Annotated in this window: 26 protein-coding genes and 1 riboswitch; of the genes, 15 read left to right on the plus strand and 11 right to left on the minus strand. The window is 73.2% G+C overall.

Annotation, left to right across the window (positions count from 1 at the left end; all coding sequences use genetic code 11):
* Together L6E12_RS10995 and L6E12_RS11000 are read right to left on the minus strand one after the other, a co-directional pair.
* Positions 1-764: DUF6801 domain-containing protein (locus tag L6E12_RS10995; protein ID WP_374201860.1), on the minus strand; the 764-nt coding region annotated here is incomplete at its 3' end.
* A 157-nt stretch (positions 765-921) separates the two neighbouring features.
* Positions 922-1,644, minus strand: coding sequence for a DUF4386 domain-containing protein (locus L6E12_RS11000; RefSeq protein ID WP_236227783.1), 723 nt, complete (start codon positions 1,642-1,644; stop codon positions 922-924).
* A gap of 96 nt (positions 1,645-1,740) precedes the next feature.
* Between L6E12_RS11000 and L6E12_RS11005 the strand changes: the two genes are divergently transcribed.
* Positions 1,741-2,394, plus strand: a complete 654-nt coding sequence (locus tag L6E12_RS11005; protein ID WP_236227784.1) for a TetR/AcrR family transcriptional regulator — start codon at positions 1,741-1,743, stop codon at positions 2,392-2,394.
* A gap of 62 nt (positions 2,395-2,456) precedes the next feature.
* Positions 2,457-2,894 carry a VOC family protein gene (locus L6E12_RS11010; RefSeq protein ID WP_236227785.1) on the plus strand — a complete coding sequence of 146 codons (438 nt, stop codon included), beginning with the start codon at positions 2,457-2,459 and terminating at the stop codon, positions 2,892-2,894.
* Here the strand turns inward: L6E12_RS11010 and L6E12_RS11015 are convergent.
* Genes L6E12_RS11015 through L6E12_RS11025 form a run of 3 tightly spaced genes read right to left on the minus strand, consistent with a single transcriptional unit; the run spans position 2,866 to position 6,157 of the window.
* Positions 2,866-4,380, minus strand: coding sequence for a precorrin-2 C(20)-methyltransferase (locus L6E12_RS11015; RefSeq protein WP_236227786.1), 1,515 nt, complete (start codon positions 4,378-4,380; stop codon positions 2,866-2,868). The two genes, L6E12_RS11010 and L6E12_RS11015, sit on opposite strands and share 29 nt — an antisense overlap.
* Positions 4,377-5,003 carry a precorrin-8X methylmutase gene (locus tag L6E12_RS11020; RefSeq protein WP_236227846.1) on the minus strand — a complete coding sequence of 209 codons (627 nt, stop codon included), beginning with the start codon at positions 5,001-5,003 and terminating at the stop codon, positions 4,377-4,379. The genes L6E12_RS11015 and L6E12_RS11020 overlap by 4 nt, the downstream gene beginning before the upstream one ends.
* Positions 5,004-5,029: 26 nt before the next feature.
* Positions 5,030-6,157 (minus strand): precorrin-3B synthase, encoded by a 1,128-nt coding sequence (locus L6E12_RS11025; RefSeq protein WP_236227787.1) that lies wholly within the window; start codon positions 6,155-6,157, stop codon positions 5,030-5,032.
* Positions 6,158-6,198: 41 nt separating this feature from the next.
* Positions 6,199-6,270, plus strand: a riboswitch (cobalamin riboswitch).
* A 50-nt stretch (positions 6,271-6,320) separates the two neighbouring features.
* On the opposite strand from L6E12_RS11025, the gene cobN reads away from it, so the two are divergent.
* The 3 genes from cobN to L6E12_RS11040 all read left to right on the plus strand — a co-directional run bounded on the left by cobN (position 6,321) and on the right by L6E12_RS11040 (position 11,168).
* Positions 6,321-9,905, plus strand: a complete 3,585-nt coding sequence (gene cobN / locus L6E12_RS11030; RefSeq protein ID WP_236227788.1) for a cobaltochelatase subunit CobN — start codon at positions 6,321-6,323, stop codon at positions 9,903-9,905.
* Between the two features lie 169 nt (positions 9,906-10,074).
* Complete coding sequence (locus tag L6E12_RS11035) at positions 10,075-10,581, plus strand: hemerythrin domain-containing protein (protein ID WP_236227789.1); 507 nt, start codon at positions 10,075-10,077, stop codon at positions 10,579-10,581.
* Between the two features lie 14 nt (positions 10,582-10,595).
* Positions 10,596-11,168, plus strand: coding sequence for a DoxX family protein (locus L6E12_RS11040; RefSeq protein WP_236227790.1), 573 nt, complete (start codon positions 10,596-10,598; stop codon positions 11,166-11,168).
* Positions 11,169-11,259: 91 nt separating this feature from the next.
* Here the strand turns inward: L6E12_RS11040 and L6E12_RS11045 are convergent, their stop codons facing one another.
* On the minus strand, positions 11,260-11,694 hold the full coding sequence (locus L6E12_RS11045; RefSeq protein WP_236227791.1) for a PPOX class F420-dependent oxidoreductase: 435 nt from the start codon (positions 11,692-11,694) through the stop codon (positions 11,260-11,262).
* A gap of 107 nt (positions 11,695-11,801) precedes the next feature.
* Between L6E12_RS11045 and L6E12_RS11050 the strand changes: the two genes are divergently transcribed.
* Positions 11,802-14,405, plus strand: a complete 2,604-nt coding sequence (locus L6E12_RS11050; protein WP_236227792.1) for a bifunctional FO biosynthesis protein CofGH — start codon at positions 11,802-11,804, stop codon at positions 14,403-14,405.
* A 499-nt stretch (positions 14,406-14,904) separates the two neighbouring features.
* On the opposite strand, the gene L6E12_RS11055 is transcribed toward L6E12_RS11050, so the two are convergent.
* A complete protein-coding gene (locus L6E12_RS11055; protein ID WP_236227793.1) occupies positions 14,905-15,804 on the minus strand; it encodes an ROK family protein in 900 nt (299 codons plus the stop codon).
* Between the two features lie 119 nt (positions 15,805-15,923).
* Between L6E12_RS11055 and L6E12_RS11060 the strand changes: the two genes are divergently transcribed.
* On the plus strand, positions 15,924-16,706 hold the full coding sequence (locus L6E12_RS11060; protein ID WP_236227847.1) for a DeoR/GlpR family DNA-binding transcription regulator: 783 nt from the start codon (positions 15,924-15,926) through the stop codon (positions 16,704-16,706).
* Between the two features lie 17 nt (positions 16,707-16,723).
* On the opposite strand, the gene L6E12_RS11065 is transcribed toward L6E12_RS11060, so the two are convergent.
* Positions 16,724-17,167 (minus strand): MarR family winged helix-turn-helix transcriptional regulator, encoded by a 444-nt coding sequence (locus L6E12_RS11065; RefSeq protein ID WP_236227794.1) that lies wholly within the window; start codon positions 17,165-17,167, stop codon positions 16,724-16,726.
* A 117-nt stretch (positions 17,168-17,284) separates the two neighbouring features.
* Here L6E12_RS11065 and L6E12_RS11070 point away from each other — a divergent pair, with 117 nt between their 5' ends.
* On the plus strand, positions 17,285-18,055 hold the full coding sequence (locus L6E12_RS11070; RefSeq protein WP_236227795.1) for a pirin family protein: 771 nt from the start codon (positions 17,285-17,287) through the stop codon (positions 18,053-18,055).
* A gap of 39 nt (positions 18,056-18,094) precedes the next feature.
* On the opposite strand, the gene L6E12_RS11075 is transcribed toward L6E12_RS11070, so the two are convergent.
* Together L6E12_RS11075 and L6E12_RS11080 are read right to left on the minus strand one after the other, a co-directional pair.
* Entirely contained in the window at positions 18,095-18,268 is a 174-nt protein-coding gene (locus L6E12_RS11075) for a hypothetical protein (RefSeq protein ID WP_236227796.1), read from the minus strand.
* 40 nt (positions 18,269-18,308) lie between these two features.
* Positions 18,309-18,968: an NAD(P)-binding domain-containing protein gene (locus L6E12_RS11080; RefSeq protein ID WP_236227797.1), complete on the minus strand. Its 660-nt coding sequence runs from the start codon at positions 18,966-18,968 to the stop codon at positions 18,309-18,311.
* 297 nt (positions 18,969-19,265) lie between these two features.
* Here L6E12_RS11080 and L6E12_RS11085 point away from each other — a divergent pair, with 297 nt between their 5' ends.
* Positions 19,266-19,973, plus strand: coding sequence for a TetR/AcrR family transcriptional regulator (locus tag L6E12_RS11085; protein WP_236227798.1), 708 nt, complete (start codon positions 19,266-19,268; stop codon positions 19,971-19,973).
* A 40-nt stretch (positions 19,974-20,013) separates the two neighbouring features.
* On the opposite strand, the gene L6E12_RS11090 is transcribed toward L6E12_RS11085, so the two are convergent.
* Positions 20,014-20,199: a hypothetical protein gene (locus L6E12_RS11090; protein ID WP_236227799.1), complete on the minus strand. Its 186-nt coding sequence runs from the start codon at positions 20,197-20,199 to the stop codon at positions 20,014-20,016.
* Between the two features lie 51 nt (positions 20,200-20,250).
* Between L6E12_RS11090 and L6E12_RS11095 the strand changes: the two genes are divergently transcribed.
* The 6 genes from L6E12_RS11095 to L6E12_RS11120 are packed head-to-tail and all read left to right on the plus strand — an operon-like array spanning position 20,251 to position 25,023.
* Positions 20,251-20,802, plus strand: coding sequence for an XdhC family protein (locus tag L6E12_RS11095; RefSeq protein ID WP_236227800.1), 552 nt, complete (start codon positions 20,251-20,253; stop codon positions 20,800-20,802).
* A 52-nt stretch (positions 20,803-20,854) separates the two neighbouring features.
* A complete protein-coding gene (gene fabG / locus L6E12_RS11100) occupies positions 20,855-21,610 on the plus strand; it encodes a 3-oxoacyl-ACP reductase FabG (protein WP_236227801.1) in 756 nt (251 codons plus the stop codon).
* Positions 21,611-21,651: 41 nt separating this feature from the next.
* Entirely contained in the window at positions 21,652-22,122 is a 471-nt protein-coding gene (locus L6E12_RS11105) for a MaoC family dehydratase (protein WP_236227802.1), read from the plus strand.
* The gene (locus tag L6E12_RS11110; protein ID WP_236227803.1) at positions 22,119-23,309 is read left to right on the plus strand and encodes an acyl-CoA dehydrogenase family protein; all 1,191 of its coding nucleotides are present in this window, start codon (positions 22,119-22,121) and stop codon (positions 23,307-23,309) included. The genes L6E12_RS11105 and L6E12_RS11110 overlap by 4 nt, the downstream gene beginning before the upstream one ends.
* Positions 23,306-24,424, plus strand: a complete 1,119-nt coding sequence (locus L6E12_RS11115; RefSeq protein ID WP_236227804.1) for an acyl-CoA dehydrogenase family protein — start codon at positions 23,306-23,308, stop codon at positions 24,422-24,424. Before L6E12_RS11110 ends, L6E12_RS11115 begins: the two co-directional genes overlap by 4 nt.
* Positions 24,421-25,023 (plus strand): TetR/AcrR family transcriptional regulator, encoded by a 603-nt coding sequence (locus L6E12_RS11120; protein WP_236227805.1) that lies wholly within the window; start codon positions 24,421-24,423, stop codon positions 25,021-25,023. Before L6E12_RS11115 ends, L6E12_RS11120 begins: the two co-directional genes overlap by 4 nt.
* Positions 25,024-25,294 lie beyond the last annotated feature (271 nt).

The raw sequence follows: 25,294 nt of genomic DNA on the forward strand, positions 1-25,294 counted from the left end.
GTCGGCTCAGTCGTCGTGGTCGTCGGCTCAGTCGTCGTCGTGGTCGGCTCGGTGGTGGTCGTCGTCGGTTCCGTCGTGGTGGTCGTCGGTTCCGTCGTCGTCGTGGTGGGCTCGGTGGTCGTGGTGGTGGGGTCGGTGGTGGTCGTGGTCTCCACCGGCGTGATCTGGAACGTGGCCAGCGTGTTGTTCTGGCCCGGCACCTGGGTGCACGCCGAGTCGAAGGTGCCCAGGCCGGTCAGCGTGCCGTCGGCCCGCTTCGGCGACAGGGTCAGCTTCAGGTTGCCGACGGTGATCTTCGCTTCGCCGGGGGTCTGGAACGACAGCGAGGGAGTCTGCCCGCCTGCCGGGATGTCGAACTCGCCCTTCGCCGGGACGTTGGTCTTCGGCACCGTGATCGGGACGTCGACCGGCAGCGTGATGTCCGGGGCCGCCACGGTCGCGCCCGCCAGGGCGGTGCCCTCCACGGTGGCCGCGCCGACCAGGGTCAGGCCCTGCGTCGCGGTCTCCGGGACGGTGGTGATCGCCTGGATGTCGAACGCACCGGTCTGCTCGCCGACGCCGATCGAGGTGGGCAGGTCGGTGTTGATGACAACCTTCAGGTTCTGGTTGCCGATCAGCGGGAACGGGCACGAGTAGTTCAGGGTCAACGACACCGGGGCCGCGGAGCTGGTGCCGCCGCCGAGCAGCAGCCCGGTGGCGACCAGACCGACGGAGGTGGTGGCGGCGAGACCCGCCAGCACCTTCTTGGAAACCTTGGGACGCATCAGGGTTTAGACCTTCCTGGGGTATCAGCGGTGATACAGGGAAATACTTCCAGGCCCGCCCGGCCCGAATGTTCTTTCCGAGGGGTCCGCAGGGGAAACGAAACCACGCTCACCTGTGCCCGCGCAAGGAGCGTTGTTTCTTTTCCGTTGTGTACACCTATCGGTTACCAGGCAACGACGCTGTGTGGTTTACAGCGCTCGATCCGTTGTCCCGCTTGGCAATTGCCGAACTGCGCGAAGCGTCCACTTCCTCGCCCGCGTTTCGTCCGGAAGTGATGAAAAACGTTCCGGCGATCACCAGCCACAGGCTCCAGAGGACATAACCGGCGAAATTGACCGTATCCGCGAAACCGAGGCCGAGTGGCACCAGGACGCCCGCCGCGATCATCGGCGCCGAGGTCGCCGCGAGTGTAAGGGAGAACCGCCCGCCCGGCATCCGGCGCCCGAGCGCGACCACGGCGAGGGTGGTCCACACGGCGGTCAGCAGGTACCCGATCGTCTCGCCGAGCACCGTGCCGAGCACGGTGTGGGCGACCGGGAAGGACTCGACGTCCAGGAACGGCACCAGCAGCGGCCAGCGCAGCAGTCCGACGACCTGGACCGCCGCCGCGGCCACGCCGATCACCGCGAGTGCCCGGCCGTGTCCGCCCGCGTGGCGGCGCAGGCGCAGCGCGATCGGGGCGAGCAGGCCCGCGCCGACCGCGAGCAGCAGGAACGCCGAGCCGATGAGGACGGGGTGCCGGTGGAAGCGCCCCAGTACCTCGCCCGCCGGGTGGCCGAGCACGTCGGGGTAGTCGAACACCGCGCCGAGCACGGCGAAGGCGGTGTTCGCCGCCGCCGCTCCGGCGATCATCAGCGTTCCGGTGGTCCGGTCGCGCACGGCGACCCCCTTTCTGTACGACGTACAATTTGTACGCTGTTCAGAGTTAATCCTGTACGCTGTCCAACGTCAAGTGCGGATTCGAGGAGGAGCCGAATGCCGGGACGCCCGGGACCCCGGCGCACGCTGTCGCCGGAGGCCATCACCGACGCCGCGCTGCGCCTGCTCGACGAGGGCGGGGCGGAGGCGCTGTCGATGCGCGGGATCGCCGCCGCGGCCGGGGTCGCGCCGAACGCCATCTACACCTACTTCCCGGACAAGGCTGCGGTCGTGCGCGCGGTCTTCGACCGGCTCCTCGGCAGGCACGGCATCCCGCCGTTGACCGGACCGGGGCGCTGGGACGAGCGGCTGCGCGGGGCCGCCGTGGGGTTGCGGGAGGGCGTGCTGGCCCACCCCGGCTCGGCGGCGCTGCTGATGTCGGCCCCGCTGGACGGACCGGAGGCGCTGCGGCTCGGCGAACTGGTGCTCGACGCCCTCGGCGAGGCGGGCCTGGACCGCGAGACCGCCGCGCGGGCGTCCTACTCGGTCATCGTCCACGTGCTGGGCTCGATCGCGCTGGAGGCCGCCGACCAGGGGGCGGCGCCATCGGAGGCGGAGCGCATCGGCGGGCGGCGGGCCGGGCTGGCCGCCCTCCCGGCGGACCGGTACCCGCGCACGGTGGCCGCCGCCGACGTCATCGCGCGGTACAACACGGTCGAGCAGTACCTCTGGGGCCTCGACCGGCTGCTCGCCGGGATCACCGGCTGCTGACCCCCGTCCGTCCACAGGGGACGTTTCGGTCGCGGGCTCGACACGTCTGGTAGGACAGGCGCATGCAGTGGACACTCGAAGTCGTCGTCGTGCCGGTCTCCGACGTGGACCGGGCCAAGGAGTTCTACGCCGAGCGGCTCGGCTTCACCCTCGACCACGACGCCCGCGTCAGCGAGGACATGCGGGTGGTGCAGCTGACCCCGCCCGGCTCCGGCTGCTCGATCGTGATCGGCACCGGCGTCGGCGTCATGGAACCCGGGTCCCTCAAGGGGTTGCAGCTCGTCGTCGGCGACATCCGCGCCGCGCACGCGCAGCTCGCCCAGCGGGGGGTGACGACCACGCCGGTGCAGGTCGCCGGACCCGGCGGGTTCCGCCCCGCCGAGCCCGACGACGACCTGAACAACCAGGGCTTCCTGTTCTTCGACGACCCCGACGGCAACGGCTGGGTCGTCCAGCAGATCACCGCCCGCCTCAACCCGCCGGGTACGTCCGAGGGGTGAACACGGCCGTCGAGCCGTCGCCGCGCTCGACCACCCTGGTCTGCGACGAACCGATCAGCAGCAGGCAGCGCATGTCCACGGTGGTCGGGTCCAGCTCGCCCAACCGCAGCACCCGGACCGTCTCCTGCGGACCGCCCACGTCGCGCCCGACGACCACCGGGGTGTCCGGGGAGCGGTGGCGCAGCAGCACGTCCCGCGCCTCGCCGAGCTGCCAGGTCCGTGACTTCGACGCCGGGTTGTAGATCGCGATCGCCAGGTCGGCGGCGGCCACCGCGTCCAGGCGGCGCACGATCACCTCCCACGGCTTGAGCCGGTCCGACAGCGAGATCGTGGCGAAGTCGTGCCCCAGCGGCGCCCCGACCCGGCTGGCCACCGCCTGCGCGGCGGTCAGCCCGGGCAGCACCCGCACCGGCACGTCCTTCCACTGCGGGTCGGTCGCCACCTCCAGCACCGCAGCGGCCATGGCGAACACGCCCGGGTCACCGGAGGAGACCACCGCGACCCGCCGCCCGCGCTTGGCCAGGTCGAGCGCGAACGCCGCCCGCTCGGCCTCCACCTGGTTGTCCGAGGCGTGCCTGCGCTGCCGCGGGTTCGGCGCCACCCGCGCCAGGTACGTCGTGTACCCGACCAGGTCGTCGGCCACCGCCAGCGCCTCCTGCGCCTCCGGCGTCAGCCACGGCCGCCCCGCCGGACCGGTGCCCACGACGGTCACCGATCCTTCGGCCGATTCCGCCGCCACGTACGGGGAAACCCCGGCCGCGACCCCGTCGTTGACCGGGCTGGGCAGCAGCGCCAGGGAGAAGTACGGCACCGACGCCGGGTCCACCTCGGCCAGCGGCAGCGCCCGCCCCTGCTCCCAGGTCGCCCGCTCCACGTACAGCGCCCGGTCGAGCTTCCCGGCCGCCTCGAACGCCCCGCGCACCTTGTCGAAGTTGCGCCCCAGCTTGAGCACCGCCGCGGAGTCGGTGGCCGCGAGCTGCGCCGACAGCGCCTCCGCGGGCAGCGTCCCCGGCAGCACGGTCAGCACCTCCTCGCCCTCGACCAGCGGCACGCCCAGGACCGCCGCCGCCGCGCTGACCGAGGTCACCCCGGGCACGACCTCGGTGGCGTAGCGACCGCAGAGCCGCTTGTGCATGTGCATGTAGGAGCCGTAGAACAGCGGGTCGCCCTCGGCGAGCACCACCACGTCGCGCCCGGCGTCGAGGTGCGCGGCCAGCCGGGCGGCGGCAGCTTCGTAGAAGTCGGCCATCGCGCCCGCGTAGCCGCCGGGGTGGTCGGTGGTCTCCACCGTCAGCGGGTAGACAAGCTGCTCCTCGATCTGCCCCTCCCGCAGGTAGGGGGCGGCGACACCGCGCGCGATCGACCGGCCGTGCCGGGCCGAGTGGTAGGCGACCACCGCGGCCGAGGAGATCAGCCGGGCCGCCTTGACCGTCACCAGCTCGGGGTCGCCGGGGCCCAGGCCGACCCCGTACAGCGTGCCGGTCATTCCTCCTCGCTCGCGATCGCGTTGACCGCGGCCACGGCCATCGCGCTGCCGCCGCGCCGACCGCGCACCACCAGGTACGGGATCTCACCGGGGTACGCGGCCAGGGCGTCCTTGGACTCGGCGGCGCCGATGAACCCGACCGGCAGGCCGAGGACCGCCGCCGGGCGGCCCGCGCCCGACTCGATCAGCTCCAGCAGCCGGAACAGCGCGGTCGGCGCGTTGCCGATCGCCACCACGGCGCCGTTGAGGTGGTCGCGCCACAGCTCCAGCGCCGCCGCGCTGCGGGTGTTGCCCAGCTCCTCGGCCAGGCCCGGCACCCGCGGGTCCGTCAGCGTGCAGAGGACGTCGTTGTCCGCGGGCAGCCTGCGGCGGGTGATGCCGGAGGCGACCATGTGCGCGTCGCACAGGATGGGGTGCCCGGCCAGCAGCGCGGCGCGCGCGGAGCTGACCACGTCGGGGGAGTACGCGACGTCGTCGACCAGGTCGACCATGCCGCAGGCGTGGATCATCCGCACCACCACCCTGGCCACGTCCTCGGGCAGCCCGTCCAGCCGCGCCTCGGACCGGATCGTGGCGAACGACCGCCGGTAGATCTCCTGGCCGTCCTTCACGTACTCGGGCACCGTGTAGCCGTTCTCGCTGTACTCGCTCACCGCTGTTCCCTTCCCTGGGTCGCCGCCTCGACCACCCGCTCGCCGGGCACCGCCCGACCGTCGACGAGGTAGCCGGCCTCCGTGGCCACCACGTCCAGCACATCCCCGGCGGGCCGCCCGCACCGCCGGTCGCAGCCCGACCAGTGCACCGCCCGCCCGCCGACCCGCAGCCCGCGCGCCGCCGCCTGCACGTCGGCGTGCGCCTTGGCGCAGCCCGGCCGCCCGGTGCACGCGGTCACCCCGATCCCCGGGTCGTCCGCCGAGGTCAGCAACCCCACGTCGGCCAACCCGGACCCGTCGCCGCGCACCACCGCACCCCGCCAGGGGGTGAGCACGACCTCGCCGCGGTCCGCCAGCGCGGCGGCCTGCTCGCGGGTGATCCGCCCCAGTGGCACGGCCACCGCGTACCCGGCACCGCCGTCGCCGAACCCGACCGGCCCGATCGGCCCGGCCGTCACCGGCGGGGTGACCGTAACCCGCGCGGGCCCCGCGCCCAGCCGGGTGGCGATCTCCGCCACACCCGCGCCCAGCTCGCGCACCCGCCACTGCCCGTCGCGCAGCTCCAGGAACGCCCGCGCGGCGGCCAGCACCGCCCCGACCACCTCGTCCTGGCGCACCCGCACGCCGTGGTCGGCGCCGCCGAGCAGGACCGCCACCGCGTCGCCGACCGGCAGCGCGGCCACGTCGGCCCCGGCCCAGGCCACGTCGCCGCGCCCGTCGTCCAGGCAGAACAGGAACCGGCCGGGCAGCCCGGCGAGGGCGGGGTCGGCGCACAGGCCCGCGTCCAGCTCGGCCACCCACCGCTGCCCGCCCAGCGGGGAGGCCATGATGTTGCGCACTTTCTCGTGCGTCGGCGACGGCAGCAGCCCCACCCTGGCCAGCCGGTCACCCAGCTCGACCTCCGCGCCCGGGGCCAGCCCGCGCACCTGGAGGTTCGCCCGCGAGGTCAGCTCCAGCACGGGAGTGCCCAGGTCGGCGGCCGCTTCGGCCACCGCGAGCAACTGCTCGGGCCGCAGCAGACCGCCCGGCACGCGCACCCTGGCGAGCCCGCCGTCGGCCGCCGCGTGCGTGTCGAGCGCACCGGGGCAGGCATCGGCGCCCGTTCGGCGCTGGGGGAGGGGCACCCGGCGAATATAGAGTGAGCGCGACACAGCAATGGCACGTGGAGGAAGCCGGTGCGAAACCGGCGCGGTCCCGCCACTGTCACCCGGGCACCCGCCCGGGGAGCCAGGAACTCCGGCCATTGCCCACCGATCCAGGGGCGCGGACACCCCGGGAAGGGACTTGATGATCCTGCTGCTGTCCACCTCGGACACCGACCTGCTCTCCGCCCGCGCCAGCGGCGCGGAGTACCGGCTGGCCAACCCGGCCCGGCTGCACGTCGACGACCTCCCCGGCCTGCTCGACGGCGTCGGCGTGGTCGTCGTCCGGCTGCTCGGCGGTCGCCGGGCCTGGGAGGACGGCCTCGACGCGCTCCTCGCGGGCGATCGGCCGGTGGTCGTGCTCGGCGGTGAGCAGGCGCCGGACGCGGAACTGATGGAGTGCTCCACCGCCCCCGGCGGGCTGGTCGCCGAGGCCCACCGCTACCTGGCCTACGGCGGCCCGGCCAACCTGCGCGAACTGGCGCACTTCCTGTCCGACACGCTGCTGCTCACCGGCCACGGCTTCCAGCCCCCCGTCGAGCTGGCGCCGTGGGGCCGCCTGGACTGGACGCCCACCCGCACCGAGGGCCCGCGCGTCGGCATCCTCTACTACCGCGCGCACCACCTGGCCGGGAACACCGCGTTCGTCGCCGCCCTGGCCGACGCCGTGGAGGCCAAGGGCGGGCAGGCCGTACCGGTCTACTGCGCCTCGCTGCGCACCGCCCCGACCGAGCTGCTCGACGTGCTCGGCACGCTGGACGCCCTGGTCGTGACCGTGCTCGCCGCGGGCGGCACGCTGCCCGCCGCCGCGAGCGCGGGCGGCGACGACGGCGCCTGGGACGTCGGCGCCCTGGCCGACCTCGACATCCCCATCCTGCAGGGTCTCGCCCTGACCTCCTCGCGCTCGGCCTGGGAGGAGAGCGACGACGGCCTGTCCCCGCTCGACACCGCCACCCAGGTCGCGGTGCCGGAGTTCGACGGTCGGCTGATCACCGTGCCGTTCTCGTTCAAGGAGCAGGACCGCGACGGCCTGTCGGTCTACGTGCCCGACCCCGAGCGGGCGCTGCGGGTGGCGGGCATCGCCGTCGCGCACGCGCGCCTGCGGCACGTGCCGCCGGGTGAGCGCAAGGTCGCGCTGATGCTCTCGGCGTACCCGACCAAGCACGCCCGCATCGGCAACGCCGTCGGCTTGGACTCCCCGGCCAGCGCGGTGCGCCTGCTCAAGGCACTGCGCGGCGCCGGGTACGACATCGGCCCCGCCGAGGGCCCGGACGCGCTGCCCGGCATCGCCGCCGACGACGGCGACGCGCTGATCCACGCCCTGATCGAGGCCGGTGGGCAGGACCCGAACTGGCTCACCGAGGAGCAGCTCACCGGCAACCCGGTGCGCATCTCCGCGGCGGAGTACCGCGAGTTCTTCGCCACGCTGCCCGCCGAGCTGCGCGAGTCGATGGAGGAGCACTGGGGCCCGGCCCCCGGGTCGCTGTTCGTCGACACCTCGAACGACCCCGGGGGTGAGATCGTGCTCGCGGCGCTGCGCGCGGGCAACGTCGTGCTGATCGTGCAGCCCCCGCGCGGCTTCGGCGAGAACCCGGTGGCGATCTACCACGACCCGGACCTGCCGCCGAGCCACCACTACCTGGCCGCCTACCGGTGGGTCGCAGCCACCTTCGGCGCGCACGCCATGATCCACCTGGGCAAGCACGGGAACCTGGAGTGGCTGCCTGGCAAGAACCTCGGCCTCTCCGCCGCCTGCGGCCCCGACGCGGCGCTGGGCGACATGCCGCTGGTCTACCCGTTCCTGGTCAACGACCCCGGCGAGGGCACCCAGGCCAAGCGGCGCGCGCACGCCACCCTGGTCGACCACCTGGTGCCGCCGATGGCCCGCGCGGAGAGCTACGGCGACATCGCCCGGCTGGAGCAACTGCTCGACGAGCACTCCAACATCGCCGCGATGGACCCGGCGAAGCTGCCCGCCATCCGCGCGCAGATCTGGACCCTGATCCAGGCCGCCAAGCTCGACCACGACCTGGGCCTCGACGACCGCCCGCACGACGCGGAGTTCGACGACTTCCTGCTGCACGTCGACGGCTGGCTGTGCGAGATCAAGGACGTGCAGATCCGCGACGGCCTGCACACCCTCGGCGACCCGCCGGTGGGCGCGGCCAGGGTCAACCTGGTCAACTCCATGCTGCGCGCCCGGCAGATGTGGGGCGGGCAGGCCGCCGCGCTGCCCGGCCTGCGCGAGGCGCTGGGCCTGTCCGAGGACGGCACGGAGACGCGCACCCGCACCGACGAGATCGACGCGCAGGCCCTCGCCCTGGTCCAGGCCATGGAGGACCACGACTGGGACCCCGACGCCGCCGCGCGCGTCTCGGACGACCCGGCCGTCATCGAGGTGCTGACCTTCGCCGCGGTGGAGGTCGTGCCCCGGCTGGCCCGCACCACCGACGAGATCGACAACGTCCTGCACGCCCTCGACGGCGGCTACGTGCCCGCCGGGCCCAGCGGCTCACCGCTGCGCGGGCTGGTCAACGTGCTGCCCACGGGTCGCAACTTCTACTCCGTCGACCCCAAGGCGGTGCCCAGCCGCCTGGCCTGGGAGACCGGCTCGGCCATGGCGGAGTCGCTGGTGCAGCGCTACCGGCGCGACACCGGCGAGTGGCCGCGCTCGGTCGGCCTGTCGGTGTGGGGCACCTCGGCCATGCGCACCGCGGGCGACGACATCGCCGAGGTGCTGGCCCTGCTCGGCGCCCGCCCGGTCTGGGACGAGGCGTCCCGGCGCATCAGCGGCCTGGAGGTCATCCCGCTCGACGAGCTGGGCCGCCCCCGCATCGACGTCACCGTCCGCATCTCCGGCTTCTTCCGCGACGCCTTCCCGCACGTGGTCTACCTGCTCGACGACGCCGTGCGGATGGTCGCCGCCCTGGACGAGTCCGAAGAGGACAACTACGTCCGCGCCCACGTCCAGGCCGACGCCGACCGGGGTGAACGCCAAGCCACCACCCGCATCTTCGGCTCCAAGCCCGGCGCGTACGGCGCGGGCCTGCTCCCGCTGATCGACAGCCACAACTGGCGCGACGACTCCGACCTCGCGGAGGTCTACGCGGTCTGGGGCGGCTTCGCCTACGGCCGCGACCTCGACGGCGTCGCCGCCCGCGCGGACATGGAATCGGCCTACCGCCGCATCAACGTCGCCGCCAAGAACGTCGACACCCGCGAACACGACATCGCCGACTCCGACGACTACTTCCAGTACCACGGCGGCATGATCGCCACCGTCCGCTCGCTGACCGGCAAGGCCCCCGCCGCCTACATCGGCGACAGCACCAACCCCGACGCGGTCCGCACCCGCTCCCTGTCGGAGGAGACCAACCGCGTCTTCCGCTCCCGCGTGGTCAACCCCCGCTGGATCGAGGCCATGCGCCGCCACGGCTACAAGGGCGCCTTCGAACTGGCGGCCACCGTCGACTACCTCTTCGGCTACGACGCCACCACCGGGGTCGTCGCGGACTGGATGTACGACAAGCTCGCGCAGACCTACGCCCTGGACCCGGAGAACCGCAAGTTCCTCACCGAGTCCAACCCGTGGGCCCTGCACGGCATCGCCGAACGCCTCCTGGAAGCCGCCGACCGCAAGATGTGGGCCGAACCGGACCCGGACACCCTGCGGCAGCTCCAGGAGCTGTACCTCCAGGTCGAGGGCGACATCGAAGCCGGATCGGAGTAGCGGTCGGCCGAGCCCGGTCCGCCTTCGGGCGGACCGGGTTCTCGTGCGGGCACCGAGTCGGGTCCGCCGGCTCCCCGGGGGCGGTCACCCCGTGTGGGGGCGGCGGGGTTGAGTGCGGTCGTCGCCGGGTACCCACCCGGCGACGTTCCCAGCACGAAAGGCCCACCACATGCCCACCACCGACGTGATCGAGCTGATCCTGGACGACCACCGGCGCTTCGAGGAGCTGTTCCGGGGTCTGCGGGACCGCACCAGCGACCGGGCCAAGCTGCTCGACGAGCTGGCGCACGTGCTCGTCGGTCACGCCGAGGCCGAGGAGTCCGAGGTCTACCCCGCGCTGCGGCGGTACAAGGGCGTCAGCGACCACGAGGTGGAGCACGGGGCGGAGGAGCACGCCGAGGGGCACGTGGCCCTGCTGGAGCTGATGGAGATCGAGGACACCGACTCCGACGACTGGGACGAGAAGCTCGAAGAGCTGGTCAAGGCCATCAACCACCACGTGGACGAGGAGGAGCGCACCATCCTCAACGACGCGCGCGACAGCGTCGCCGACGACCGGCGGGCCGAGCTCGGCACGAAGTTCGTCAGCGTCCGCGACGAGCGCGTCAAGGCCGGGTGCGGTTCGATCGACCACGTCCGCGAGCTGGTCGAGCAGACCAAGCACCGGATCGACTAGAGAGGACAGGCCCGATGATCTTGCGCAGACTGGCGCGCCCGATGCTTGCGGGGATCTTCATCGCAGGCGGTATCAATGTGCTGCGCAACCCCGAGGCGCACGTCGAGGCGGCCAAGCCGGTGCTGGACGGGACCCTGAACAAGGTGGGCGACAAGCTCCCCGAGCAGGTGCCCTCCGACGCGCTGACCCTGGTGCGCATCGATGGCGCGGTGAAGGTCGGCGCGGGTGCCCTGCTCGCGCTGGGCCGGTTCCCGAGGCTGTCGGCGCTGCTGCTCTCCGGCAGCCTGGTGCCGACCACGCTCGCCACGCACCGGTTCTGGGAGGAGAAGGACGCCTCGAACCGCCAGCAGCAGCAGATCCACTTCCTGAAGAACGTGGGCCTGCTCGGCGGCCTCCTGCTCGCCTCCGCCGACACCGCGGGCAAGCCCTCGCTGGGCTGGCGCGCGAAGCGGGCGGGCAAGAAGCTCAACAAGACCGCCCACGACTTCAGCGCTTGGACCGCGGACACCACCGACACGGTGGGCGACACGCTCAGCAGCGCCCCGAAGAAGGCCCGCAAGGCCATCGCGGGCGTGCTGCCCGGCTGATCACCGGATACGCGACCCCGCCCCCGCCGCACCACGCGGCGGGGGCGGAGCCGTGCCCGGGTCGTGGTCGGGACCGGCGCGCGGGAACAGCTCAGCCGATGTCGGCGCCGTAGACCCGGGTGACCGCGATCGTGACGAGCACCCGCCGGTCGTCGACCATCGCGGCGCGGTACTCGTCCCAGTCCGGGTGCTCGCCACCCGAGGCGACCCGGTACCAGTCCACCAGCGCCTGGACCTCGGGCCCGTGCGCGTCGGTGCTCGGTCCGGTGATCGTGACCGTGCCCTCGGCGGTCGCCCAGGACTTGCCGTCGGCGCTGGTGACCTCCAGCGCCGCGCGCTGGTCGCGGCGCAGGTTCCTCGTCTTCGACAGTCCCTCCCGAGTGGAGATCCGGATGGTGCCCGCCTCCTCGTCGTAGTACGGCAGCACCGGGGAGAGCTGTGGCAGGCCGTCCGCCTTGATCGTGGCGAGGACGCCGAGCCTGCTCTCCGCGAGCAGGGCGTGGGGGTTGAACGGTGTGGTGGTCATGCTCAGGTAGTGGTCGCGAGGCCGCGGTTCTATTCCCCGTCCCGGTGCACGGGAGATCACTCCGGTCCTCGTCCGGTCCCCGCCGCCCCGGGAACTAGCCTGGGGGGATGACCGACGTTGCCGTGCCCAGCGAGTCCGCGCTCCGCCGAGCCCTGCGCCGGGCCCGCGACGGGGTCACCCTGGACCGGACCGAGGCCGAGGTCCTGCTGCACGCCCGCGGCGAGCACCTCGACGACCTGGTCACCACCGCGTCACGGGTCCGCGACGCCGGTCTGGAAGCGGTCGGGCGACCCGGTGTGGTCACCTACTCCAAGAAGGTCTTCATCCCGCTGACCCGCCTGTGCCGCGACCGGTGCCACTACTGCACCTTCGCCACCGTCCCCGGTCGGCTGCCCGCCCCGTTCCTCAGTCCCGACGAGGTGCTGGACATCGCCAGGCGGGGTGCGGCGATGGGCTGCAAGGAAGCCCTGTTCACCCTCGGTGACCGCCCCGAGGACCGCTGGGACGCCGCCCGCGAGTGGCTGGAGGCGGCCGGGTACCCGGACACGCTGTCGTACGTGCGGGCCATGGCGATCCGGGTGCTGGAGGAGACCGGGCTGCTGCCGCACCTGAACCCCGGCGTGCTGTCCTGGACGGACCTGCAACGGCTCAAGCCCGTCGCCCCGTCGATGGGGATGATGCTGGAGACCACCTCGACCGACCTGTGGGCCAAGCCCGGCGGACCGCACTACGGCTCGCCGGACAAGGAGCCCGCGGTGCGGCTGCGGGTGCTGGAGGACGCGGGCCGCAGCGCGGTGCCGTTCACCACCGGCATCCTGATCGGCATCGGCGAGACGCTCGCGGACCGGGTGGAGTCGATCTTCGCCATCCGGCAGGTGGCCCGGCGCTACGGCGGTGTCCAAGAGGTCATCGTGCAGAACTTCCGCGCCAAGCCGGACACTGCCATGCGCGGGATGCCCGACGCCGAGGCCGAGGAACTGGCGGCGACCGTGGCGGTGGCGCGGGTCGTGCTCGGGCCCAAGGCGCGCATCCAGGCCCCGCCGAACCTCATCGGCGGCGAGTTCGGCCTGCTGCTGCGCGCGGGCATCGACGACTGGGGCGGGGTGTCCCCGCTGACCCCCGACCACGTCAACCCCGAGCGCCCGTGGCCGCAGATCGAGGCGCTGGCCGAGCAGACCGCGGCGGCCGGGTTCCGGCTGGCCGAGCGGTTGACGATCTACCCCGAGTACGTGCTCAAGGGCGAACCGTGGCTCGACCCCCGGCTGCGCGCGCACGTCGACGCCCTCGCTGACCCGGAGACCGGCCTGGCGGTCGAGGACGCCCCACCGGTGGGCCGCCCCTGGCAGGAGCCGGAGGTCGCCCTCACCGCCTCGGGCCGCACCGACCTGCACACCACCATCGACACCGAGGGCCGCACCGCCGACCGCCGCGACGACTTCGACTCCGTCTACGGCGACTGGGACGAGCTGCGCACCCAGGTCCACCCCGGCACCGGCCCGGCCACCGGCGGCGGGGGCACGGCCCGCCCCGAGTTCCTGACCGCGCTGCGCCACGCCGAGCACCACCCGACCGCGCTGTCCGACGAGGACGCGCTGGTCCTGCTCTCGGCCGGTCCGGGCGCGGAGATCGAGGCGCTGGCCGCCCTGGCCGACGGGTTCCGCGAGGAGGCCGTGGGCGACGAGGTCACCTACGTGGTCACGCGGAACATCAACTTCACCAACGTCTGCTACACCGGGTGCCGCTTCTGCGCGTTCGCCCAGCGGCGCACCGACGCCGACGCCTACACGCTGTCGCTGGAGCAGGTGGGCCAGCGCGCCGAGCAGGCGTGGGCCGTGGGCGCGACCGAGGTGTGCATGCAGGGCGGCATCCACCCTGACCTGCCCGGCACCGCCTACTTCGACATCGCCGCCGAGGTCAAGAAGCGCGCCCCCGGCCTGCACGTGCACGCCTTCTCCCCGATGGAGGTCGTCAACGGCGCGGGCCGCACGAACCTGTCCATCCGCGACTGGCTCTCCGCCGCCCGCGACGCCGGGGTGGACTCCCTGCCCGGCACCGCCGCGGAAATCCTCGACGACGAGGTCCGCTGGGTCCTCACCAAGGGCAAGCTGCCCACCTCGGCCTGGGTCGACGTCGTCACCACCGCCCACGACCTGGGCATCCCCACCACCTCCACGATGATGTACGGCCACGTGGACACCCCCGCGCACTGGGTCGCGCACCTGAAGCTGATCGGCTCGCTGCAGGACCGCACCGGCGGCTTCTCCGAGTTCGTGCTGCTGCCGTTCGTGCACACCAACGCGCCGCTCTACCTCGCGGGCATCGCCCGCCCCGGCCCCACCCGCCTGGAGAACCGCGCGGTGCACGCCCTCGCCCGCATCCTGCTGCACGGCCGCATCCGCAACATCCAGACGAGCTGGGTCAAACTCGGCGACGAGGGGGTGGTGGAGGTCCTCAACGGCGGCATCAACGACCTCGGCGGCACGCTGATGGAGGAGACCATCAGCCGCATGGCGGGCAGCGACAACGGCAGCTACAAGACCATCGCCGACCTGGAAGCCCTGGCCGCCCTCGCGGGCCGCCCCGCCCGCCAGCGCACCACCACCTACGGCGAGGTCCCCGAAGAACGCCGCACCACGGCGCTGGCGCACGACGGCGTGTGGCGCCCGAACCTGCTCCCCGTCGTGGAGACCGGCCCACCGCAGACCGGCTGAGCCGAGGCCGGAGTGGACCCGTGCGGCTGCTCCACCAGGGTCGACGGGAACCGCTACCGCCCCACCGTCCACACGGGACCACGGCGCACGGCCGTTCGGTTGCCGTGGCCCGATCTGGCGCCTGTCCACGAAGCCGCTCGGCCACACCGCCAACCACCGGCCACCATGATCCCCGTCGGCGCAGCGACAACCAGCCACCCTGCCAATCGCCAGCCCAGCCACGCCGAACCCACCGCGCGCAGCAGCCGACCACCCGGGAAACCGCCGGCCCGGCTACCAAAATGCCCGGGTGGGTGGATGTGTTTGGCCGGGGGTGGCGATCATGTGCAAGCCTGCCTCTGGCGGTGGGGCATCCCTTCAGCCCCACCCTGTCACGCTGGGCCGCATGATCGCCGTAGGGGCCCGGCCAAGCACATCCACCCAGCCGGGCACCCCCACAAAAAGGCCGAGCTGTGCAAGACACGCCCCAGGCCGTGGAGCGTGCTCACCCGGTGATCGCCTACGGGCTGATCCCGGCCGCGTCCCACGCCATCAGCGCCGCGCCCGCGCGCCCCGCGTCCTGCCCGAGCGCGGCCCGTACCACCGACGGCCGCCGCTGGAAGGTCAGCCTGCGGCCCAGCGCCTCGGCCACCGGACCGGTCAGCGCCGCCCCCGCCTCGGAGAGCCCGCCGCCGAGCACGACCGCCTCCGGGCCGAACAGGGTGCACGCGGTGTGCAGGGCGGTCGCCATGGCCTCGACCATGTCCGCCCACACCCGGCGCGCGGCGGGGTCGTCGGGCAGCAGGGCGCAGATCTCCTCGGCGGTCCGCTCGACACCGGTCAGCGCCGCGTACCGGCGGGCCAGGGCGGGCGCGGCGGCCAGCGTCTCCAGGCAGCCGACCGTGCCGCAGCCGCAGGTGTCGCCCGCCGGGTCGACCACCACGTGCCCGATCTCGCCCGCGTACCCGCCCGCGGCCACCAGCCGCCCGTCGACCTGGACCGCCGCGGCGATGCCGGTGCCGATGGCGACGAACAGCGCGTTCCGCGCCCCCGCGGCGGCGCCCACGGTGAACTCGGCCAGCCCGCCGGTCCGCACGTCGTGGCCCACCCGCAGCGGTAGCCCGCACGCCGCCGCCAGCTCGTCGCGCAGCGGCAGGTCGGTCCACCCCAGGTTCACCGCCGCCCGCACCACCCCCGTGGCGTCGTCGACGATCCCCGGCACCGCCACCCCGACCCCGACCACGTCGGCGTCCCCGGCCAGCTCCCGGACCAGCTCCGCGATCGGCCCCAGCGCCACCGCCCCGCCGACCCGGCTGCTGGGCCGCCGCAGCGCGCGCAGCGGCGTGAGGTCGGGGGAGACCAGGGCCGCCTTGACCGAGGTGCCGCCGACGTCGACCGCCACCACCGCCCGCTCGCCCATTCGGCCTCCTCGGATCGCGTGAACATGCTCGTGGACGACCCGAATACTGCGTGATCTCGCACCCGATGCCAAGTGTGCGCGATACTGCGCACCCGATGACCACCGCCGCGGGGAGGACCGTGAACCGCTACGAGCGCCTGAGCGCCCTCCTCGACCTGCTGAGCGACCGCGGGAAGGTCGACGTCGACGCCCTGGCGGCGGACCTGGAGGTCTCCGCCGCCACCATCCGCCGCGACCTCGACCACCTCGCCGAACAGCAGCTCCTCACCCGCACCAGGGGCGGCGCCGTCGCGAACAACGTGGCCTACGACCTGCCCCTGCGCTACAAGACCGCGCGGAACACCTCCCGCAAGGAACGCATCGGCAGGGCTGCGGCCGCCCTGGTCGACCGCGGCATGGTCGTCGGCCTCAACGGCGGCACGACCACCACCGAGATCGCCCGCGCCCTCGCCGTCCGCCCCGAGTCCTGCCCGACCGGCGAACCGGCGTTCACGGTCGTCACCAACGCCCTCAACATCGCCAACGAACTCGCGGTCCGCCCCCACGTCAAGATCGTCGTGACCGGGGGCGTGGCCCGCCCCCAGTCCTTCGAGCTGACCGGCCCCCTCGCCACCCGCATCATCGACGAACTCACCCTCGACATCGTCTTCCTGGGCGTGGACGCCATCAACCCCCGCCACGGCGCCTACGCCCACCACGAGGGCGAGGCCAACGTCAACCGCCTGATGGCCACCAGGGCCCGCCGGGTCGTGGTCATCGCCGACAGCACCAAGCTCACCGCCCACGCCTTCGCCCGCATCTGCCCCACCACCACCCTCGACCTCCTCATCACCGACACCGACGCAGATCCCGCAACCCTGGCCGAGTTCGCCGAGGCGGGCCTGACCGTGCAGACGGTCTGACCCACCACCCGGGCCCGTCACACCGCCGCGCGCACCTTGTCCATCGCCGTGCCCACCGTGGCCAGTTCCGCGTCGCTGAGGACGTCGATGACCAGGCGGCGGACTTCCCGGACGTGGTCCGCCGCCGCGGCTCGCAGGGCGTCCGCTCCGCTGGGGGTCAGGGCCGCGTGGACGCCGCGCCGGTCCTGGGGGCAGGGGCGGCGGGTGACCAGGCCCGCTCGGGCCAACCGGTCGACCGTCTGCGACAGGCGGGCGCGGGAGTGGCTCAGCCCGGCGGCGAGTTCGGACATGTGCACCTGGTGGTCGGACAGCTCCGACAGGCGCACCAGCACCTCGTACTCCGCCAGCGACAGCCCGTGCGCGCCGCGCAGGTGCCGGTCGAGGTGGGTGACGAGGCGACCCGCGCCGTCGACCAGGGCGCGCCAGGAGCGTTGCTGTTGCGGTTCGAGCCAGGGCGTCATGGGATCAGCCTAGGCCCACCGGACGACATAGTTGACAGTGCAACTACATCGGTCTACAGTCCGAGTTGGTTAAAGCCTTAACTACTTCGAGCGGCGAGACCTACGGGAAGTGGTCGCATGACTCAGCAACTGTCCGGGGTGGACATCCGGCGCGCGGCGGACCGGTTCGCCACGAAGATCAGCTGGTTGGACTCCAAGCACTCCTTCGCCTTCGGCCACCACCGCGACCCGGTGAACACCCACCACGGCCTGCTCCTGGTCAACAACGACGACGTCGTCACCCCCGGCGCCGGGTTCGAGACGCACCCGCACCGCGACATGGAGATCGTGACGTGGGTCCTGCGCGGCGCCCTGGTGCACCAGGACTCCGAGGGGCACAACGGCATCATCTACCCGGGCCTGGCCCAGCGGATGAGCGCGGGCACCGGCATCCTGCACTCCGAGAAGAACGACTCCTGGCGGGTGTCCGGCGGTCCCGAGCACACCGAGCCGGTGCACTTCGTGCAGATGTGGGTCGTGCCGGACGAGGCGGGCGGCAAGCCGGGGTACGAGCAGCTCGAGATCGACCACGAACTGCTCTCCGGCGGCCTGGTGCCGGTCGCCTCCGGGATGGAGCGGCACGCGGACGCGGCGGCCATCCGCATCGGGCAGAAGCATGCGGCCCTCTACGCCGCGCGCATGGAGCCCGGTGGCGTGGTCACCCTTCCAGAGGCCCCGTACGTGCACCTGTTCGTGCCGGTCGGCTCGGTGACCATGGAGGGCAGCGGCCCGCTGGCCACCGGCGACGCCGTGCGGCTCACCGCCTCCGGCGGCCAGCGGTTGACCGCCGGTCCCGAGGGTGCGGAGGTCCTGGTGTGGGAGATGCACGCGGGCCTGCGCCTGGGCTGACCCGCACTCCCGTCGACCCCGGCCTGACCCGGGCCGGGGTCAGGCCGGGACGACTTCCGCCCACAGGCTCGGCAGGTTGACCACCACGCCCTCCTGGCTCGCCGTGGTGCCGGAAACGGTGGCCGGGCGGGTCATGCCTGCGGTCTGCGCGGTGGCGCCGCTGAGGTCGGTGGCCCTGGTGCGGCGCAGCGGCCGGTGCCGGTCGTCGGTCATGGACCGGCTCCGGCGGCTCCGGCCGCTGCACGTGGGGATCTCAGGCCTTGAACTGCTCGGGGCGCTCCCGGGTGGCCTCGGCCAGGGCGGCCTTGAGCTTGTCGACCGGGTAGTCCTTGCCGTAGCTGGGCGAACCCGGCTGCTGGCGCCACGACTCGTCCAGGGTGCCCGCGTCCACCGGGTCGAAGCCGAGGGCATCGATCAGGTCGGACACGATGGCCTTCGCCGAGGGGTCGTCGCCCGCGATGGGCAGCGCGATGCGGTCGGGGCTGCCCGCGGGCAGGCCCTTGTCCTGAAGGTGCGCCGCCGCGATGCCGTTGAACGCCTTGACCACCGGCACGCCCAGGTGGTCGGACACCCAGCGGCTCTCGGTGACGCCGTCCTCGATCTCGGCGATCAGGCCGTCGCGCTCCTTGGGGTAGTAGTTGCCGGTGTCGACGACCACCGCGCCGGGGGCGGCGGCGTCGAGGACGCCCGCGGGCAGGTCCGGGACCCGCTTCTGCGGGATGGTGACCACCACGACCTCCGCGCCCTCGGCCGCCTCGCCCACCGCGACCGCCGTGGCCCCGGTCTCGGCGGCCAGGTCGGCCAGGGTCTCCGGGCCGCGCGAGTTGGCCACCCGCACCTCGTGGCCCAGCCCGCGCAGGCCGCGGGTGAGCGCGCTGCCGATGTTGCCCGCGCCGATGATGCCGATCTTCACTACGTGCTCCCTCGTCCGATCCGGCGGATCCCGCCGGTCACCGTGTGCAACAACGGGCGGCGGGCGGCCCATTCCACGTCCGGATGCTGGGATCGCCCGGTGCCCCGGCCGCCGCGACACCCGATTCGAGGGGACACGGGAATGTTGCCGTCGGCGGAAAACAGGTATCGCCGCAGAAACGCGGCGGTGACCGGGTCGTCGTGGACCATTGTGGGGAATTGCTCGGTCACAATCGGCTAACCGACTTCACACGCTTTGCACAGCGGGGGGCAACCGATCGCCCGGTAGGCTGGGCGGGTGAGCTCGAGACCTTCCGCGCCGACCTTCGCCGACCTGCCCGACGACGGCGGTCCGCTGCCCAGCGGCAGGCACCGCCTCGACCCGGAGCAGGTGCGCGCCTCGCAGCGCGGGAGGCTGCTGCGCGCGGCGCTGTGGACGGCCGCGCACAAGGGCTACCCGGAGATGACGATCGGCGACCTGGTCGAGCGGGCCAGCGTGTCCCGGCGCACCTTCTACGAGCACTTCACCGGCAAGCTCGACTGCTTCCTGGCCGCCATCGACTATGGCGTGTCCGACGTGGTCATCGCCATCGGCGCGGCCGAGACGGCGGTGTCCGGGCAGGACTGGCGGGTGCGGCTGCGCTCGGGCATCCGCGCCTACCTCAAGGTGCTGGCCGCCGCACCTGAGGCGTCCTGGGCGATCCAGATCGAGACGCTGCGCGCGGGCAACGAGGTGCTGGACAAGGTCATCGAGGGCCGCGACCAGTTCCTGCTGCTCTTCCGCGCCACGCACGCCTACGCCCGGTCGCAGGGCAGCCCGGTGGTGGACGTGTCGGACGAGCTCCTGCACATCCTCGTGGGCGGCATGGCCGACGTGATCCGGGCCTGCCTGCGCACCCGCGGCGCGGCGGCGCTGCCGGAACTGGAGGACTCGATGGTGGAGGCCACGCTCGCGATATTCGGAGTTCCGAGCGGAAAACCCGCCGGAGCCGTTGAAACCGAGTGACAAAGCCGGGCGGCCGGAATCTGCGGCCTTTTCCGTGGGCCTATTCCGGTGACCCGTCGGGCGTTTCCACCGAGTCGGCCGGTTCGGTGGTCCGGGGTCGCAGGAACACCACCCCTGCCTCCAAGTCCAGCGGGCCGCCGGGGTCGGCGCGCTCGCCCTTGCCCGCGTCCTCGTCGGACACCTTGCGCAGCTTCATGCCCGGGATGAGTTCACCGAAGGTCGCCATACCCGCACTGTAGGCGTGTGGGCGCGTCCCCGGCGGGGAACACCGCACCGTATGAGCGACTCCTGCGCGGTGGCGCACGGCGGGGCGGGTGGCGGTGGCGGCGAGCGGACCCTCGTGGTGGTGTTCGCCGGGGCGGTGGGGGAGTACCTGCTGCGCTACGGCGCGGACCTGGGCTACCGGACCGTGCTGGTCGAACCCGAGCGCGGTCGCGTGTCGGACACCTCCGCCCACGAGGTGCGCACCGCCGTGCCGCGCGACCTGGCCGGGGGCGCCGACGTCGTGGTCACCGACCACCACCGGGCCGAGCTCGGTCCGGTGGTGCGCGACGCGCTGGCCGCGGCGGGCGCCAGGGTCGGGGTGATGGGCAACCCGAGCCACCCCGCCCCGCACGTGGAGGCGCTGCGCGGGCTGGGTGTGCCGGAGAGCGACATCGCCAGGGTGCGCAGGCCGATCGGGCTCAACATCGGCTCCCGGACGCCCCCGGAGATCGCGATCGCCACGCTGGCCGGTCTGGTGGCCGAGCGCACCGGCCGGCCGGGCGGTTTCGACTTCGCCACCCCGGCGGCGGTGGACAGCCGGGCGACCCGGGGGGTAACTTCCTAAGCGCTTGCTTAGCAGGCGCCCGTGCCCACCAGAGCTGCTCCGGAGGAACCCCGTGTCCCAGTCCCGCACCGCCATCGTGACCGGCGCCGCCCGCGGCATCGGCGCCGCCGTGGCCAAGCGCCTCGCCAAGGACGGCTTCGCCGTCGCGGTGATCGACCTGGACGCGGCGAGCACCGCCGAGACCGTCAAGGCCATCGAGGCCGAGGGCGGCACCGCCCTGGGCGTCGGCGCCGACGTCAGCGACGCCGAGCAGGTCAAGGCCGCCGTCGCCGAGGTCGCCGAGAAGCTGGGCCCGCCCACCGTGCTGGTCAACAACGCGGGCATCCTGCGCGACAACCTGATCTTCAAGATGACCGACTCGGACTGGGACGCGGTCATCGGCGTGCACCTGCGCGGCTCGTTCCTGATGACCCGCGAGGTGCAGAAGCACCAGACCGCGCAGAAGTACGGCCGGATCGTGAACCTGTCCAGCACCTCCGCGCTGGGCAACCGCGGCCAGGCCAACTACGCCACCGCCAAGGCCGGGCTCCAGGGCTTCACCAAGACCCTCGCGATCGAGCTGGGCAAGTTCAACGTCACCGCGAACGCCATCGCCCCCGGCTTCATCGAGACCGAGATGACCGCCGCCACCGCCGAGCGCGTGGGCGTGCCGTTCGAGGACTTCAAGAAGGGCGCCGCCGCGATGATCCCGGTCGGCCGGGTCGGCACCCCCGACGACATCGCCGCCACCGCCTCGTTCCTGGTCAGCGAAGAGGCCGGGTTCGTCTCCGGGCAGGTCATCTACGTCGCCGGTGGGCCCAGGGACTGACGCGGCACCGACCAGCACCGACGCGGCAAGGGAGCCAGAGCATGCACGTCTTCGACGGTCCGGACTCGATCGCCCCGGCGATCGGCACCCACCTGGGCCACGGCGAGTGGGTGGAGATCACCCAGGAGCGGGTGACCGCCTTCGCCGACGCGACCGACGACCACCAGTGGATCCACGTCGACGCCGACCGCGCCGCGCAGGGCCCGTTCGGCGGGACCGTCGCGCACGGGTACCTGACGCTGTCCCTGCTGCCCATGCTGGGCAAGGGCGTCTACCGGTTCGACAACTTCCTGATGGGCGTCAACTACGGCCTCAACAAGGTCCGCTTCCCGCAGCCGGTCCGGGTCGGGGCCAGGGTCCGGCTGTCCTCGGAGCTGGTCGAGGCCAAGCCGGGCGCGCAGGGCGTGCAGGTGGTGCTGCGCAACACCGTCGAGATCGAGGGCGCGGACAAGCCCGCCTGCGTCGCCGAGGCCGTGGTGCTGCTGGTGCCCAAGCCGGGCGGCGGCTCGTGAGCGCCCCCACGACCGCACGGGAGGTCCGCGGCCTGGTCGCGGACCTACTGGCCAGGCACGACCCCGCGACCACCGAGCGCACCGAGTTCCTCAACGCCCGCTGGGACGCCGGGCTGGCCTGGGTCGGCTACCCGGTCGGCCTCGGCGGACTCGGCGCCCCGCGGGCGTTGCAGCAGGTCGTGGAGGCCGAGCTGGCCGCCGCGGGTGCCCCGGACAACAACCCCCGGCGGATCGGCATCGGCCTGGGCATGGCCGCGCCGACCATCCTCACCTTCGGCACCGACGAGCAGAAGCAGCGCTTCCTGCGCCCGCTGTGGACCGGCGAGGAGGTGTGGTGCCAGTTGTTCTCCGAGCCCGGCGCCGGGTCCGACCTCGCCGCCCTGGGCACCAGGGCCACCCGCGACGGCGACGACTGGGTGGTCACCGGGCAGAAGGTGTGGACCTCCACCGCGCACACCGCGCGGTGGGCGATCCTGGTGGCCCGCACCGACCCGGACGTGGCCAAGCACGCGGGCATGACGTACTTCGTCTGCGACATGACCGACCCCGGCGTCGAGGTGCGGCCGCTGCGCCAGATCACCGGCGAGGCCGAGTTCAACGAGGTCTTCCTGACCGGTGCCCGCATCCCCGACGCGCACCGCCTCGGCGAGGTCGGCGACGGCTGGCGGGTTGCGCAGACCACCCTGATGAACGAGCGCGTCGCCATCGGCGGCCGGGAGGTGCCGCGCGAGGGCGGCATGGTCGGCGTCGTGGCCGACACCTGGCGCGCGCACCCCGAGCTGCACACCCCCGAGGCGCTCGACCGGCTGACGAAGCTGTGGGTGGAGTCCGAGGCCCTGCGCCTCGCCGGGACCCGGATGCGCCAGCAGTTGGCCGCCGGGTCGCCCGGCCCGGAGGGGTCGGCGATGAAGCTGGCCTTCGCCCGCCTGTCGCAGGCGCTGTCGGGGTTCGAGGTGGAGCTGCTCGCCGAGGACGGGTTGCGCTACAGCGAGTGGACGATGTTCCGCCCGGAACTGGTCGACTTCACCGGCCGCGACGCCGGTTACCGGTACCTGCGGGCCAAGGGCAACTCCATCGAGGGCGGCACCTCGGAGATCCTGCGCAACATCATCGCCGAGCGGATCCTCGGGCTCCCGTCGGAACCCCGGGTCGACAAGGACGTGCCGTGGAAGGATCTGCCCCGATGAGCCCCGCACCGAACAGCCCCGACCAGGACCTGCTGTACTCCGACGTCGAGGAGGAACTGCGCGCCAGCGTGCGCGCCCTGCTCGCCGCCCGCGCCGACTCCGCGAAGGTGCTGGGCCGGGTGGAGGGGGAGCAGTCGCTCGACCTGGACCTGTGGCGCACCCTGGCGGTGGACCTGGGCGCGACCTCGCTGCCCATCCCGGAGGCCCTGGGCGGGCAGGGCGCGGGCTTCCGCGAGACCGCGGTCGTCGCCGAGGAGCTGGGCCGCGCCGTCGCGCCGGTCCCGTTCCTGGGCAGCGCGGTGCTGGCGACCGGAGCACTGCTGCACCTGCTCGGCCAGGGCCCCGACGCCCAGGCCGAGGCGGCGCTGACCCGGCTCGCCGAGGGCGCGGCCACGGCGGCGCTCGTGGTGCCGCTGTCGACCCACCCCGGCGGCCCGCTGCCCGCGGTCTCCGCCGACGGCGACGCGCTGACCGGCACCGTCCGGTCGGTGGCCGACGCCGCGGTGGCCGACCTGCTGGTCGTGCTCGCCGGGGACGGGCTGTTCCTGGTCGAGGCCGCCGCGGCGCAGGTCAGCCCGGTCGTGTCGCTGGACCTGACCCGCCCGGTGGCCGACGTCGTGCTGAACGCGACGCCCGGCGTGCGGTTGTCCGGGTCCGGCGAGGCGGCGGTGCGCGCGGCCGTGCTGGTCGGCGCGGGCATCCTGGCCTCGGAGCAGGTGGGGATCGCCGAGTGGTGCCTGACCACCACCGTCGCCTACCTCAAGGAGCGCTACCAGTTCGGCAGGCCCGTCGGCTCGTTCCAGTCGCTCAAGCACCGCCTCGCCGACCTGTGGCAGGAAATCGTCCTCGCCCGCGCCGCGGCCAGGGCGGCGGCGGACGCACTGGCGACCGGGGCCGAGGACCTGGAGATCACCGTGCTGGTGGCGCAGTCGCTGTGCGCCGCGGTGGCACTGCACGCGGCCGAGGAGGCGGTGCAGTTGCACGGCGGCATCGGCATGACCTGGGAGCACCCGGTGCACCTGTACCTCAAGCGGGCCAAGGCCGATGAGATCGCGCTGGGCACCCCGGGCAGGCACCGGGCGGCCCTGGCCCCGCTGGTGGGCCTCACCGCATGACCGAACCGGTCGACCTGTGGCCCGACGTCCGCCCGGACGCGGCCAAGCGGCTGATGGCGGCGGCCGTGGAAGCCTTCGCCGAGCGGGGCTTCCACGCCACCACCACCCGCGACATCGCCACCGCCGCCGGGATGAGCCCGGCGGCGCTGTACGTGCACTTCCCGTCCAAGGCGGCGGTGCTGTTCGCCATCAGCCGCAGCGGCCACGAGCGGGCGCTGCACATGGTGACCGCGGCGGCCGGTGCCCCCGGCGACCCGCTGAGCCGGATGCGCGCGCTGGTGGCCGGGTTCACCACCTGGCACGCCACCCGGCACCGGGTGGCCCGGATCGTGCAGTACGAGCTGCACGCGTTGCGCCCGGCCGATTTCGAGGTCGTCGCGGACCTGCGCCGCCGCACCGAGCGCACGGTCCGCGACCTCATCGCCGAGGGGGTCGCGGCCTCGGCGTTCACCGTCGCCGACACCCCGACCGCGGCCAGGGCGATCCTGTCGCTGTGCGTGGACGTCGCCCGCTGGTACACCCCGGAGTCCAAACCGGACCCGGCCGAACTCGGCGCCCGCTACGCCGACCTCGTCTCGGCCATGCTCGGCGCCCGCTGACCGGGGGCGTCGCCGCGATGCCACCGCACCCCTCATGTCCTCAGTGGACTCGCCGGTCCGGTGCGCAGAGGACGGTGGCGGGGTGCCATCTGCACCTTGCTGTTTCAGTTCTGCGGGTTGTCCACTCGATCAGGTAGAAACCCGGGTCGGCGCTGTACTGGTGACCTGTGCTGACACGAGAATCGCGGATGGCCCTCGTTGTGGGGGGCGAAACACTTCTCCGGCTATTTCCTGAAGGGCACCTGGGTGATGAGGGCTGGTGACCCTGGTG

This window comes from Actinokineospora sp. PR83 (assembly GCF_021056305.1).
Taxonomy (GTDB): Bacteria; Actinomycetota; Actinomycetes; order Mycobacteriales; family Pseudonocardiaceae; genus Actinokineospora; species Actinokineospora spheciospongiae.